This window comes from Flavobacterium sp. 140616W15, assembly GCF_003668995.1.
In the GTDB taxonomy this organism is placed as follows: domain Bacteria; phylum Bacteroidota; class Bacteroidia; order Flavobacteriales; family Flavobacteriaceae; genus Flavobacterium.
The window spans coordinates 999,906-1,013,190 of record NZ_CP033068.1; the positions used below are offsets into that span (position 1 = coordinate 999,906).

The 13,285-nt window shown below is 33.0% G+C and carries 12 protein-coding genes and 1 pseudogene; 7 read left to right on the top strand and 6 right to left on the bottom strand.

Annotation, left to right across the window (positions count from 1 at the left end):
- Positions 1-42: 42 nt before the first annotated feature.
- Positions 43-687 (bottom strand): orotate phosphoribosyltransferase, encoded by a 645-nt coding sequence (pyrE, locus tag EAG11_RS04360; RefSeq protein WP_129538071.1) that lies wholly within the window; start codon positions 685-687, stop codon positions 43-45.
- 7 nt (positions 688-694) lie between these two features.
- Here pyrE and EAG11_RS04365 point away from each other — a divergent pair, with 7 nt between their 5' ends.
- The gene (locus EAG11_RS04365; RefSeq protein ID WP_129538072.1) at positions 695-1,306 is read left to right on the top strand and encodes an NUDIX hydrolase; all 612 of its coding nucleotides are present in this window, start codon (positions 695-697) and stop codon (positions 1,304-1,306) included.
- Between the two features lie 413 nt (positions 1,307-1,719).
- Entirely contained in the window at positions 1,720-2,139 is a 420-nt protein-coding gene (locus EAG11_RS04370) for a helix-turn-helix domain-containing protein (protein WP_129538073.1), read from the top strand.
- Positions 2,140-2,228: 89 nt separating this feature from the next.
- Here EAG11_RS04370 and EAG11_RS04375 read toward each other — a convergent pair whose 3' ends face one another.
- From EAG11_RS04375 to EAG11_RS04385, 3 genes and pseudogenes are all read right to left on the bottom strand, one after another.
- Positions 2,229-2,615, bottom strand: a complete 387-nt coding sequence (locus EAG11_RS04375; protein ID WP_129538074.1) for a hypothetical protein — start codon at positions 2,613-2,615, stop codon at positions 2,229-2,231.
- A gap of 201 nt (positions 2,616-2,816) precedes the next feature.
- Positions 2,817-3,488 (bottom strand): hypothetical protein, encoded by a 672-nt coding sequence (locus EAG11_RS04380; RefSeq protein WP_129538075.1) that lies wholly within the window; start codon positions 3,486-3,488, stop codon positions 2,817-2,819.
- A gap of 340 nt (positions 3,489-3,828) precedes the next feature.
- A pseudogene (locus EAG11_RS04385) lies at positions 3,829-5,555 on the bottom strand (M14 family metallopeptidase).
- A 332-nt stretch (positions 5,556-5,887) separates the two neighbouring features.
- Between EAG11_RS04385 and EAG11_RS04390 the strand changes: the two are divergent.
- A complete protein-coding gene (locus EAG11_RS04390; RefSeq protein ID WP_129538076.1) occupies positions 5,888-7,114 on the top strand; it encodes a PQQ-dependent sugar dehydrogenase in 1,227 nt (408 codons plus the stop codon).
- A gap of 380 nt (positions 7,115-7,494) precedes the next feature.
- Here the strand turns inward: EAG11_RS04390 and EAG11_RS04395 are convergent, their stop codons facing one another.
- A complete protein-coding gene (locus EAG11_RS04395; protein ID WP_129538077.1) occupies positions 7,495-8,907 on the bottom strand; it encodes a PLP-dependent aminotransferase family protein in 1,413 nt (470 codons plus the stop codon).
- 99 nt (positions 8,908-9,006) lie between these two features.
- Here EAG11_RS04395 and EAG11_RS04400 point away from each other — a divergent pair, with 99 nt between their 5' ends.
- The 4 genes from EAG11_RS04400 (at position 9,007) to EAG11_RS04415 (ending at position 12,537) form a co-directional block, all read left to right on the top strand.
- Positions 9,007-9,465, top strand: coding sequence for a cupin domain-containing protein (locus EAG11_RS04400; RefSeq protein ID WP_230605275.1), 459 nt, complete (start codon positions 9,007-9,009; stop codon positions 9,463-9,465).
- Positions 9,466-9,481: 16 nt separating this feature from the next.
- Complete coding sequence (locus tag EAG11_RS04405) at positions 9,482-10,363, top strand: dihydrodipicolinate synthase family protein (RefSeq protein WP_129538079.1); 882 nt, start codon at positions 9,482-9,484, stop codon at positions 10,361-10,363.
- A 230-nt stretch (positions 10,364-10,593) separates the two neighbouring features.
- Complete coding sequence (locus EAG11_RS04410; RefSeq protein WP_129538080.1) at positions 10,594-11,940, top strand: DEAD/DEAH box helicase; 1,347 nt, start codon at positions 10,594-10,596, stop codon at positions 11,938-11,940.
- Positions 11,941-12,102: 162 nt separating this feature from the next.
- Positions 12,103-12,537, top strand: a complete 435-nt coding sequence (locus EAG11_RS04415) for a hypothetical protein (RefSeq protein WP_129538081.1) — start codon at positions 12,103-12,105, stop codon at positions 12,535-12,537.
- A gap of 141 nt (positions 12,538-12,678) precedes the next feature.
- Here the strand turns inward: EAG11_RS04415 and EAG11_RS04420 are convergent, their stop codons facing one another.
- Positions 12,679-13,257: an alkylphosphonate utilization protein gene (locus tag EAG11_RS04420; protein WP_129538082.1), complete on the bottom strand. Its 579-nt coding sequence runs from the start codon at positions 13,255-13,257 to the stop codon at positions 12,679-12,681.
- Positions 13,258-13,285: the final 28 nt, after the last annotated feature.

Below are 13,285 nucleotides of genomic sequence, written 5' to 3' on the forward strand. Positions count from 1 at the left end.
ATTCTGAAAAATCAGAAAATTTTATTTTAAAATTTTAAAAAATTATTCTTGTTTCCAAGCAGCTGGGTTTACGTTCCATTCCTGTAAGGTAATTAAATCTTCTTCGGGAATGTATTTTTTTGCAACCGCTAGGTTTAATAAATTAGAATAGTTACTCAATGTGTATAAGTCGATATTTGCATCTTTAAAGTTTTTTTCAGCAACATCAAAGCCATAAGTAAATATCGCAGCCATCCCTTTAATATTGGCTCCAGCATTACGCAAAGCCTCAACTGCAAGTAAGCTACTATTTCCTGTGCTTATCAAATCTTCAACTACAACAACATTTTGTCCCTTTTGTAAAAAACCTTCAACTTGATTTTGTCTTCCGTGTTTTTTAGGTTCTGGTCTAACATATACAAACGGTAATCCTAAGCTTTCTGCAACAAGAATACCAATACCTATGGCTCCTGTAGCAACTCCAGCGATTACATCTGGTTTACCAAATTGTTTTTCAATGTTCTTAGCAAACTCATCTCTAACATAATTTCTGATGCTTGGAAATGAGAGAATTAGCCTGTTATCACAATAAATAGGTGATTTCCATCCCGAAGCCCATGTAAAAGGATTTCCTGGATTCAATTTAATTGCATTTATTTGCAAAAGCAATTCGGCTGTTTTTTCGGCAGTATCTTTATTAAAAATCATAGTACAAATGTATAAAGTTTTTGTGAACGACAAACCACTTTTTTTGACAAATGAAATCTCAAAAGAGACTAATTTTCAATTGTTCTTGTTGGAAAGTATTGACATAGAGCAAATTATTGTCAAAATGTTCCAAAATAAAATTCAAGCAGCTTATTTATATCATCCTGATGAGAAGGAGATTATGAAAACGTTAAAGTCAAAAATTCCTGTCAATAAAGCAGGAGGAGGACTAGTTTATAATAAAAAAGGTGAGGTGTTATTCATCTTCAGAAATGGAAAATGGGACTTGCCAAAAGGTGGAATTGAAAAAGGCGAATCGATCGAAGAGACCGCCATGCGCGAGGTAGAAGAGGAAACGGGAGTTGGGAAATTAACAATTACCAATAAATTACAGAAGACCTATCACGTTTTTAAACGCAATGGCAAGTACAAATTAAAAATTACACATTGGTTCGAAATGCATTCTGATTTTAAAGGGACACCACAAGGACAATTAGAAGAAGGAATCGAAAAAGTTGCGTGGTTGAACCCAGTGCAAATAAAAGAAGCGCTTAAAAACTCTTATGAAAACATCAAATTGTTGTTTGAAGAAGAGAATAAGGTTATTGTAAAAGAGTAAAGATGTGAGATGTTTTTTGTGAAATGTGAAATGAAAAAAACTTAGCATCACAGAAACTTAGTTACTTATTAGCTTAATGATGGCGTGCCACCATATAAAAAAAGCCCCAATGAGCATTACGTTCATTGGGGCTTTTTTTATACGCTGTCGGGCTATACGCGCTACTTTGGTAGCTTGCTACTATCCCTCACGCGAATGCTGTTTGTGGTTAACTAGTGTTCAGTCTTAGTTTTTAGTGGCTAATGATGGCATAATTTTTCATTTTAACTATTTCATGTCTCAAAAATCGTACTTTTGTTTTATACACAATGAGCAATAGATTGTGCAGTGCAAATCATTTTGACTGTATCGTACATAACAAAATATGTTTTTTATATATTGCTTGTTATTACCCATAATATTATCTTTGAATTATGAGCACACTTACAAAACCAAACCATATAGGGCGAAAAATTAGCCGAATTCGTGAACTTCGTGATATGAAACAAGAAGCTTTGGTACAAGCTTTAGGTACAAATCAGCAAGCTATATCGGCTATGGAAAACAGCGAAACTATAGATGACGAAAAACTTATTGATGTAGCAAAAGCTTTGGGAGTGAGTGTTGAAGCACTTAAGAATTTCTCAGAAGAAAGTGTTATTAATTATTTTAATAATTTCTATGATAACAGTGCAAAAGGGCAAATATTAAATAATTCTTGCAGTAATCTTACTTTTAATCCATTAGATAAGTTAATCGAGGCTTATGATGAAAATAAAAAACTGTATGAACGTTTGGTTCAAGCTGAAAAAGATAAAGTTGAATTTTTAGAAAAAATATTGAAGGATAAATAATCTTTTATAGTACTAAAATCCAACTAAACGAAATATTCAGTTTGCTGATTGCTGTGCGAACACTTCGTAGAGCGGGGCAAGGTCGGGTATTATACGCTACTACCATTTAAGGGAGAAGTTTGTAAAAAAGAACGCCACAATATTAATATTTCTTTAAAATCAATAAGTGGAATTTCTTGAATTAAAACACTATTTTGTGTTTCGAAATTTACAGTTGTATCTTTATAACGTACAAATAATTTATCTAAATATATCTCTCTTAAATATTCATCATTATAATGACCATCTGTTAAGATGAAATCTACATCAGCTATTATTTCAGTTACATCTTCTACATCTTTGAAAAAATGTAATAAATATCCAAAAAAATCCCGTGTAACATTATGATTTGCATTCTTATGATATACTTTTTTACCATCATGATATGTAAAAACATCATTACTAAAACTTATATTGTAATTATCTAAAATACTCATATTATATATTTTTATGGATTAATGTTAAGGTAAGAGCTTATCCGATAGCACGGATTTGCAATCCGTTCCACATAGTAAAGCAAAATTCAATCTCATGGTTTCTTGTTGCGGGCACGGATTGCAAATCCGCGCTATCGGTTTTTTTTTAAAAATTATTATCAAAGTATTTAGAAAATTATATTTAAGACTACTATAAAATTTTTAATCTGTAGGGAATGGAGATTCTACTGTTTTGACAACACTTCCATTTAAACCATCTATTTGAATATTTATATAAGCTTTTTTTTCATAATTAGGATATCGAATAACCCAATAATTTTTATTATCAGGAATGGACTTATATTTAGATATAGTAGTTGTATAACCACTCTCTTTTTTTTCTAATGAGATTCCATTTTCTTGACAATATGAAAACACTTGATCATTAGTGTATATAAAGCCATTGTCAAAATCTTCAGTAGAGACTAGATCTCCATTCTCTGAATAGGTATACCATTTCCCTATTTTAAATCCAAACCAACAATAAATTCCTTTTATTTTTATGTTATTATTAGGATAAAACTCTTTATATATCCCTATTATTGGATTTTCTGAATAATCATATCCGGAAAATGCACTACCAGTTTCATATCCTTTAGAATAATAAACGATAGTTTTCCCGTCCTTATTTCTAACATTATATGAATTATCTGTTTTAGTTATATAAGTGTTTTTATTTGTTTTACTTGTTCGAATTTCATCAGGAAGATTTGATATTTCTAATTTTTCGATAGAATTATTTATTGCTGGTTTTTTTGTTTTTATATTTTTATTTGTGGTGCATCCTTGGATAATTAATAATAATACTAGGGCTATATGTATTAAACGTTTCATAAAATGTCATTTTTTAAGGTTCTATTTGTGAAGCTTGTCTTGCTATTTTTCTTTGACAATTCCATAATGATACACGATTAATGTTGATTTTGTGAAAATAATCGATTATATTTTCTGTGAAGTAAGGTTCATATGTAAATTGAGCGAATTTTGAAGCTTTATAAGCAGAAAAACTATTTATCTTTGTCAAAGTTGAAAAACTTTGACAAAGATTTGTAAAACAGCTTTGCGACCTTTGAGTTTTCAAGATAATTTAAATAAAAATCTTTGCTTCCGATAGCTATCGGGATTGCGGTTAAATTTCAATCTAGTCCGCATTTTTCTTCTAACAAAAAACATCTCACAGTAATCGATAAACCGGATACTGCATATGTGCCTTTTCATAATACGCAGAATGTTTATATATCCAATCTAATTGTGCTTCAGGGTTTTTGGCTAGCTTTGGATCATTGAGTTTGGCTTGTTCCAAATCAGCTTTTAATTTTGGATTATCTTTTAGGAGTTTAGCGGCTGTATCTTCAAAAACATATTCTGAATACCCTTCTTTTTGCTGTAGCATGGTATCGAAGAAATTCCAGTTAAAGAACGAATCAACACCTTCGGGTTCTAATGTTTCTAACAAGTATTTAATTGCTTTTTGTTGGGTCGAGAATACATAATCGCCTTTGTGAAAAGGAACTTTTATTATCTGAGAAGTCACTTTAGTATTTCGATGTAAATAATGTCCTTCGTAAGCTGAATTTGTTGTTTTAAAATCGGCAATTCTATAGCTTTCAACTTCTATTATTGTATCTTTTTTTAGTTGTGTGTAGGTAACGCCATTACTTTTGAGTAAATCGATCACATTCCAGAATCCTTTAGGAATAATATAGGCTGTAGGAACAGTAATATCCTTAACCGATTTGAATTCTTTTATATAAGGAATGTCTTTTTTGTATGGTTTTGTTCTGTCGTAAAATAATCTATCTCCTGTTGTGGCTTCACTCTTTTTATGACTTGCTTCATAACCTAAGAATGAAAAGGTTGTCATTTTTGTGCTATCAATTTCCCATTTAATAGTATATGGTTTTTTAGGAGCGTATTGCGCTTCGTTTTTTAAGCGCATTTCCTTTATTTTCTTGTAATTTGCATCTGTAAAATCAATTGTAGATGTCATATATTCGTAGGTAGCTTTTACGCGATCGGCATAATTTTTAAGCATATGTGTTTCGACCACAAAACCGATGGTATTAAAAAGGGAAGTGTAACCAGTTGTGTAACGCGGACTATCTGAAAATTGTATAAATCCATTATCAGGAGTTTCTTCAAATGCATTGACATAAGGAGTTGTTTCCAGATTTTTTTCTGTAAATCGTTAACCAATGCTGGCATCATTTCCTGATTTAGATAATCGCCTAAAACAGTACCTAATTTATTATGTTGTGTCATAATATAAGTCAGTTTGTATTGGTAATCAGAACCATTACTTACGTGGTTGTCGATAAAAACATCAGGGTTTGTTTTATGAAAAATTTCTACAAAACTTTTGGTGTTGCGGGTATCTGATTTAATTAAATCACGGTTTAAGTCATAGTTTCTGGCGTTTCCGCGAAAACCATATTCTTCTGGACCATCCTGATTGGCTCTTGTAGTGGAGTTTCTGTTTAATGCTCCACCAATATTATAAACAGGAATTGTTACTATCACAGTGTTTTTTGGTGCTTTTATCTTTCCTAAAGCCAAATCTCTAAACAATTGCATAGTTGCATCAATTCCGTCTGGTTCACCAGCGTGAATACCATTATTAAGAAGAATTACAGCTTTGCTTTTTTTGATTACATTAAAATCAAATTGCTTATCAGGATTAAAAGTGATCATGTGCAGCGGATAACCACTGTCTGTCAGTCCCATTTCCTGCATTTTGATAGTCGGAAAATCATGTGCAAGAAGCATATAGTATTTTATGGTTTCTTGGTAATTAGCTGATTGGTTTCTGTTTCCTTTCTCGAAAAAAGTGTCGTATTTATTGCTTTTTTGAGCAAAAAGGGTAAGTGTGAAAAGTGAAATGACAATAGTAAAAAGTCTCATGGTTTGGTTTTTAATAGAAAAATCAAATATAAAGTTTTATTTGTTTCAGGTTTCAAGTTTTAAGCTGAAATGAGAGTAGTCTTATTTTGATGTATTTATAGTGAAATATAGTAACTTGTTTTTTGCAAAGCCTTAAAGTTTAGTTTTTTAGCGGTATTTCGAGGTTAAATGCAAAAAGCTTTGCGAACTTTGTGGTAAAATAACTTGACATTAAAATAAAACCAGCACTTTGAAACTTATAATCGTATAAGCTTTCTCATAAATTATATAACTTTTTTTATTTTATAATTAAGACTTTTGATATGTTCTAACTATTAAACCCCAAAAAAATCATGAGAAATATTAACCAAATTGCTATTGTTTCGAGTGTGCTAATAAGTTTATTAAGCTGCTCTAGTGATAAAGATGTCGATGTAAATCCAGGTACAACAACAAATCCTGTAGAAGGAAATGCCGCTAATACAACTTACAAACCAGCATTTGAAGGACAAACCCGAATAAGGGGTGTGCAAACCAATACACCTTACGAGGGAGTTGTTATTGCTACAACATTAACAAGCCCGTGGGGAATTACAAGTCTTACTGATGGCAGATTATTAATCACCGAAAAAACAGGAACAATGCGTATTGCTACAACAGCTGGAGTAGTAAGTAGCGCAATTACAGGTATTCCTGCCGTTAATTCTGCTGGGCAGGGAGGTTTATTAGGACTATGTATTGATCCGGATTTTGCAACTAATCGTATGATTTACTGGGTTTTTGCAGAAGCTACAGCTGGCGGAAACAATACAGCAGTAGCCAAAGGAAAATTAGCAGCTGATGAAAAAACAATCGAAGGCGCAACCGTTATTTACAGGGCTAAACCAGCCAATGCAAGTACACTTCATTATGGCGGACGTATTCTTTTTGATAAAACAGGTTTTCTTGTTGTAAGTACTGGAGAAAGATCTGTACTTGAAACCAGACCTTTAGCGCAATCAGTTACAACAGGTTTAGGTAAAGTAGTCAGAATTACAAAAGAGGGACAACCTGCAACTGGAAATCCTACTTTTACGCAAGCTGGAGCTTTACCGGAATTATATAGTATTGGTCATAGAAATCCACAGGGTTTAGCGCTTAATCCAGTTACTAATGAAGTTTGGCTTGCCGAGCACGGACCACGTGGAGGAGATGAAATCAATCGTATAAAAGCAGGTGCAAATTATGGATGGCCAACCATTACATACGGAATAGAATACAGCGGAGAAAAAATTGGAGCGGGAATTCAGCAGCAAGATGGTTTAGAGCAGCCGGTTTACTATTGGGATCCAGTGGTTTCACCAAGTGGAATGACTTTCTATACAGGAAATCGTGTTCCGGAATGGCAAAATAATCTTTTCATAGGGGCTTTAAGCGGGATGCATATCGTACGCCTTGCTATAAAAGACAATAAAGTTGTTGGCGAAGAAAGACTTTTGGCTTCAGAAAACCAGCGTTTTAGAGATGTTACTCAAGGAAAAGACGGAGCATTATATGCTGTTACTGATGGAGGAAGACTTTATAAGATTGACAAGAAATAATAATCAATTTCTATAAATATCTTACTTTCACAAGCCTTCTTAATCACTAAAATTAGTGCTGTGAAAAGTTTCCCGACTTCGTATAGCAATTTAAGAATACTTCAAAGAGCGGGGTTATAATAGAAAATAAATATGAAGTTTTATTTGTTTCAGGTTTCAAGTTGAAATGAGAGTAGAGTTACTCAGGTATATTTACAGTAAAACACATTAACTTATTTCTAGCAAATTTGCAATACTACAAAGAAACTAAACGGTGTATAGCTCTTTGCTCTCAAAAGCTAGTGGGATTGCGGTAAAATCTGCACAAAGTTTAACCGCAATTCAACTTGAAGCTTGAAACCTGAAACTTGAAACAAAAAAAACTTGAAACAAATTCCCGATCACAAATGTTTAGCGAGTTCGATAATCCCCTCTTCGATTTGTTGTTCAGTTAGGGAGGCGTAGCCAAGTCTGAAACCTGATATGGGTTTATTGAAGCTAAACTTTTCGGGTGTCATGATTTTTATCCCTTTTAAAAGAAGTTTATCTGCAATTTCGAAGATGTTTACGGGTGAATTGGGTACAATCCAAAAGGCTAAGCCACCTTCAGGTTTTACGAAAGTTGTTTTGTCTTTTAGGTATTTATTGCAAATGGTTTCAAAATAATCTCTTTTGGCTTTGTAAATGACAGTTGTTCTTTTGAGGTGTCTTTTTATTTCACCCTCATTTATCAGTTGTAAAACTGCTTCTTCCATTATATTGTCGCCTTGTACATCGATTATCTTTCGATGTTTGGCCACTTGTTCTACAGTTTCTGGATTGCTTACCAAATAACCAATTCTCAATGCTGGCGCAACAATTTTGCTTAATGTTCCTATATAAACCGTGTTTTTGGCATTGTTGTAACTCGAAATAGGTAAGATTGGTCTTTGCCCGAAATGGAATTCGTTGTCATAATCATCTTCTATGATTGTAAAACCGTATGTATTGGATAATTCTACGAGCTTTAATCTTCTTTTTAAGCTCAATGTTACAGTCGTTGGAAATTGATGGTGCGGTGTAACGTAAATGGCTTTAATATTCTTGTATTTCGTTAGGTATTCTTCGACTTCATCAATTATCAACCCATCTTTGTCAACATTTATAGGGAGTAATTGAGCTCCGGCATTTTCAAATGTTTCCCAAGCAGGTTTGTATCCAGGGTTTTCGACCATTATATAATCTCCTTTGGTAAACAAACAATGGGAAGCGAGGTACATAGCCATTTGGCTTCCTCGGGTAATACATATCTCATCAGGAGTAATATTCATTCCTCTTTTAAAATTTAGCATTTGAACAATGGCTTTTCTGAATTCTAAATTCCCAAGTTCGTTGCTATAACCCATTATCTGCCAGCGAGATTTTCGATTAAAAATCTGTCTGTAAGCCCTCGCCAGTTCATTCATTGGCGCAATTCGACTATCGGGAATACCATCGTCAAAAACTAAAAGCGGTTTTACTTCTTTAGTTATAGATTCAATTTTCCTCTTATGATTTGTAGTTTCGGTAACGATAGGTAAAATATCGGCAACAAAAGTGCCTTTCCTTTCCATTGTAATAAGCCAACCTTCGGCTATGAGAACATCTAAGGCTTCAATAACTGTATTTCTATTCACTTTAAGTAGTCCAGCAAGTTGCCTGCTTCCTGGTAAAGCATTTCCGTTATTGAGAACTCCTGTTTTTATAGCTTCAATAATTGCATCAGCGATTTGGAGATAAATTGCTTTATCAGAATTATTGTTTATCTGAATTTCTAATTGCCAAGGTCTTAACATCTGGACTAGGTATTTGTGTTTAAACTGTGTTATATGGGTAGTCCAAAGTTACGGTAATTTTGTAACGCAATAATGCAAAAACAAATAAATTATATAATTATGGAAACTAAAAAACAATTTTCATCAAAAGACTTTCATGAAACATTTGCACGACCAACTTTTGTGATGCCAGAAAAATTAATACACAAAAATGTTGAGCAAGAGGGAGTTCATAACCAATTTTCTACGGAAAGAAAGCATCCTGTTTTCTTTATTGATCTTCCTAGTAAAAATGTAAGTATGACTATTGGTGGTTTATTGCCAGATCAAATGACAAACAGACACAGACATACTTATGAAACGGTATTGTATGTAATCGAGGGGCACGGTTATACCGAAGTTGAAGATGTAAAAGTAGAGTGGAAGGCTGGTGATGCTGTTTATATTCCGAGTTGGGCTTGGCACAGACACAAGAATTTGAGCAGTGAAGTATCGGCTAAATATATTGCTTGTGAAAACGCACCTCAGCTTCAGAATTTAGGAGTTGCATTACGTGAAGAAGAAGGAAGAGATCTTTAACTAAAAAGAAAAGTAAATGAAAAACACATTGTTTAAAGGTATTATTGCCTATCCGATTACTCCGTTTGACAAAGACGAAAAAGTAGATATTGTATTGTACAAAAAGCTATTAGAAAGATTGATTGTTTCTGGATCTCATGGTGTTGCTCCGCTAGGAAGTACAGGTGTTATGCCGTATTTGACAGATGAAGAAAAAGAAGCAATTACTGAAGCTACTATAGCACAAGTTAATGGTAGGGTTCCTGTTTTGGTGGGTGTGTCAAACCTAACTACTGAAAAAACAATTTATCATGCTAAGTTTGCTGAAAAAGCAGGTTCAGATGCAGTTATGATCATTCCGATGAGTTATTGGAAACTTACAGATGATGAAATTGTACAACATTATGATGCAGTTGCCAAGCAAATTTCGATTCCTATAATGGCGTACAATAATCCTGCAACGGGTGGAGTAGATATGTCTCCTGCATTATTAAAAAGATTATTGGAGATTCCGAATGTTACTATGATTAAGGAAAGTAGTGGAGATGTGCAAAGAATGCATTATTTAAAAAGGGAACTTGGCGATGATGTCGCATTTTTTAATGGATCAAATCCGTTGGCATTAGCAGCATTTTCTGCTGGGGCAACAGGATGGTGTACTGCCGCACCAAATTTGATTCCAGAACTGAATGTTGATTTGTACAATGCTATTCAGAAAAATGATTTACAGGAAGCTCAAAAGGTATTTTATAAGCAATTAAATCTTTTAAAATTCATTGTAAACAAAGGTTTGCCAAGAACAATTAAAGCTGGTTTGAAAATAAAAGGGATTGATGGAGGTTTTTTAAGAAGCCCGTTGAAACCATTAACTGAAAGTGAAATAGCTGAATTGGAGTTGATTTTTAAGGAATTAGAGTAAGAGTTTTAACCGCAAAGGTCGCAAAGTTTTTTTATAAGTAAGACGCTGTAAAATCGCAAAGTTCGCAAAGCTTTGTGTTTAACAACTTTGCGATCTTTGCGTAAAACTTTTTGCCTTTGCGGTAAAATAAACGATTACCTAGCTTGAAATTTTGCAGTTAAATTTTCGGTCACGATACACATTTCAAACCTGAAACTTTAAACAAAAAGTATTTTGACTACTTTTGCAAAATGAATAAGAAACACCATTCGAATAATATACTTTTGAATTTAGGTATCGAAAGCCTAAATGAAATGCAAGAAGTTGCTCAGGATGCTATCCTGAACGACAATAATGTTTTACTACTTTCTCCAACTGGTTCTGGGAAAACACTAGCTTTTTTGCTGCCAGTTTTAGAATTACTACAACCCGAAATTCTTTCTGTACAATGTTTAATCCTTGTTCCTTCGCGTGAATTAGGATTGCAAATTGAACAGGTTTGGAAGAAAATGGGAACCGATTACAAAGTTAATATTTGTTACGGAGGCCATTCGATCGATACAGAAATTAAGAATTTAAGTAATCCACCAGCAGTTTTAATAGGAACTCCAGGTAGAATTGCTGATCATATTGATAGAGGAACTTTCCGTTTAGATAAAATTCAGACTTTAATTTTGGATGAATTTGATAAATCATTGCAATTGGGATTCCATGAGCAAATGTCTTTTATCATTGGTAAATTGCCAAAATTGAACAAACGTGTGTTAGTTTCGGCTACATCTGATATTGAAATTCCAAAATACACAAGAGTAATCAATCCAACGATTTTGGATTTTATTCCTGAGGAAGAAGAGAAATCGAATCTTTCGATGAAAATGGTTGTTTCTCCATCTAAAGACAAAATAGAAAGTTTGTTTAACCTGATATGTTCTTTAAAATCACAATCGGCTATTATTTTTTGTAACCATCGTGATGCTGCTGAACGTATTAGTGATACTCTAAACGAAAAAGGAATTTACGCGACATATTATCATGGCGGAATGGATCAGGATGAGCGTGAGCGTGCTTTGATTCAGTTTAGAAATGGTAGTGTGAGTTATTTAATCACAACCGATTTAGCTGCTCGTGGTCTTGATATTCCTGAGATGAACCATGTTATTCACTATCATTTACCATTAAAGGAAGATGAGTTTACACACCGTAACGGTCGTACTGCTCGTATGCTTGCATCGGGTACAGCTTATATTATCGTTCATGAAAGTGAGAAAAAATTAGACTATATTAATTATGATATGGATGTTTTAAAGGTCGACAATGCTACGACTTTACCTAAACCTCCAGAATTTCAGACAATATATATTAGTGGCGGAAAGAAAACCAAATTAAACAAAATAGATATTGTTGGATTCTTTTCTCAAAAAGGAAAACTTGAAAAAGGTGATTTGGGATTAATTGAAGTAAAAGATTTTATTTCATTTGCTGCCGTGAAATTCAATAAAGTAAAAGATTTGCTTAAAAACATTAAAGATGAGAAGATGAAAGGCAAAAAATTTAAAATTGAAGTAGCAAGAAAAGTAATTAAGAAGGAAGAGGAGTAATTTATTTATAAACAAATAGTTACTTGTTTGTTTTTTGAAGGAAAGGAATAATTGTAAAAAATAATTTGAATTTAATGTCAATAAATTAACTGTGTAAGAAAGGAGTTAGTTTTTTTTATTATTATGTTTGCGCCATCAAATAAATAAACCCCAAAGAATATTATGAGAAAAATTATTACAATTACTGTTTTGTTTTTAAGTTTTGCATCTTTTGCTCAAATTAAAGTTATTGAAACTGTACCTGTTGAGAAATTAGGTAAAGTAAACAATAATTATATCCAAAAAATTGGAGATGAATACACTGTATTTTACAACTGTATTCAAAGTGATGATGAAAATAATACTTTAAGAAAATTCACTTTTAAGAATATTGATAATGATTATCTTAATCTTTACAATATTATCGTAAACGGATTTGCAGCAACTCCTTTGTATGATATCAAATTAGAATTACCTAACAATTACGTTTGGTTGCATTATACAGCAAGTGTTGATAAACCTACAGTTCAATTTATGGTTTCGAATAAAGAAGGTAACGCAAACAATGTTTCTGAGGCTTTAACAAAAGACCAAGTAAGTAAATTGTTTCAAAAATAATTAGATTTTTTAATCTATATACTAAAAAAGGCTATTCATTTGAATAGCCTTTTTTAGTTTTAGGGTTTTAAGTTTTTGAGAGTAAGCTGCAAGCCTTTGTCCCTTTGCTTCTTTGTCCCTTTGTAACTTAAAAAAAAAGAATTATATTTTCTTCACGTATTGTGTAATAATTACAATTTGCTGACCGTCTACTTTTCCTTCGATGTATTCGGCATTTTCATGGTCTAAACGGATGTTACGTACTGCAGTTCCTTGCTTAGCTACCATACTAGATCCTTTTACTTTTAAGTCTTTAATTAAAACTACAGAATCTCCATGTTCTAAAATTACGCCATTGCTATCACGGTGTATTATTTTATTCTCATCATCTTCACCTTCTCCTGTTGCTTGTGCCCACGCCAAAGTGTCTTCGTCTAGGTACATCATGTCTAATAATTCTTGTGGCCATCCAGCTGCGCGCATTCTGCTTAACATTCTCCAAGCTACAACTTGTACGGCAACATTCTCGTTCCACATACTGTCATTTAAACATCTCCAATGATTTAAATCTACGTTATCTGGATTCTCTATTTGATCTATACAAGTACTGCAAGCCATTACACTTTCATCAATTCCGCCTTTTTGAGTAGGTAGTACTTGATATACTTTTAGGTTTTCGGTTGCACCACAAAGTTCACATTTTGATCCGCTACGTTTGTTTAATTCTCTTTCTATGCTCATTTTCTTCTATTATTATTTTAAATGCAAA

Bases quoted from the DNA above. Each gene is read 5' to 3' on its own strand.
- EAG11_RS04370 (WP_129538073.1), top strand. From the start codon at position 1,720: ATGAGCACACTTACAAAACCAAACCATATAGGGCGAAAAATTAGCCGA.
- EAG11_RS04390 (WP_129538076.1), top strand. From the start codon at position 5,888: ATGAGAAATATTAACCAAATTGCTATTGTTTCGAGTGTGCTAATAAGT.
- pyrE (WP_129538071.1), bottom strand. From the start codon at position 687: ATGATTTTTAATAAAGATACTGCCGAAAAAACAGCCGAATTGCTTTTG.
- EAG11_RS04405 (WP_129538079.1), top strand. From the start codon at position 9,482: ATGAAAAACACATTGTTTAAAGGTATTATTGCCTATCCGATTACTCCG.
- EAG11_RS04395 (WP_129538077.1), bottom strand. From the start codon at position 8,907: ATGTTAAGACCTTGGCAATTAGAAATTCAGATAAACAATAATTCTGAT.
- EAG11_RS04420 (WP_129538082.1), bottom strand. From the start codon at position 13,257: ATGAGCATAGAAAGAGAATTAAACAAACGTAGCGGATCAAAATGTGAA.
- EAG11_RS04365 (WP_129538072.1), top strand. From the start codon at position 695: ATGTATAAAGTTTTTGTGAACGACAAACCACTTTTTTTGACAAATGAA.
- EAG11_RS04375 (WP_129538074.1), bottom strand. From the start codon at position 2,615: ATGAGTATTTTAGATAATTACAATATAAGTTTTAGTAATGATGTTTTT.
- EAG11_RS04415 (WP_129538081.1), top strand. From the start codon at position 12,103: ATGAGAAAAATTATTACAATTACTGTTTTGTTTTTAAGTTTTGCATCT.
- EAG11_RS04400 (WP_230605275.1), top strand. From the start codon at position 9,007: ATGGAAACTAAAAAACAATTTTCATCAAAAGACTTTCATGAAACATTT.
- EAG11_RS04410 (WP_129538080.1), top strand. From the start codon at position 10,594: ATGAATAAGAAACACCATTCGAATAATATACTTTTGAATTTAGGTATC.
- EAG11_RS04380 (WP_129538075.1), bottom strand. From the start codon at position 3,488: ATGAAACGTTTAATACATATAGCCCTAGTATTATTATTAATTATCCAA.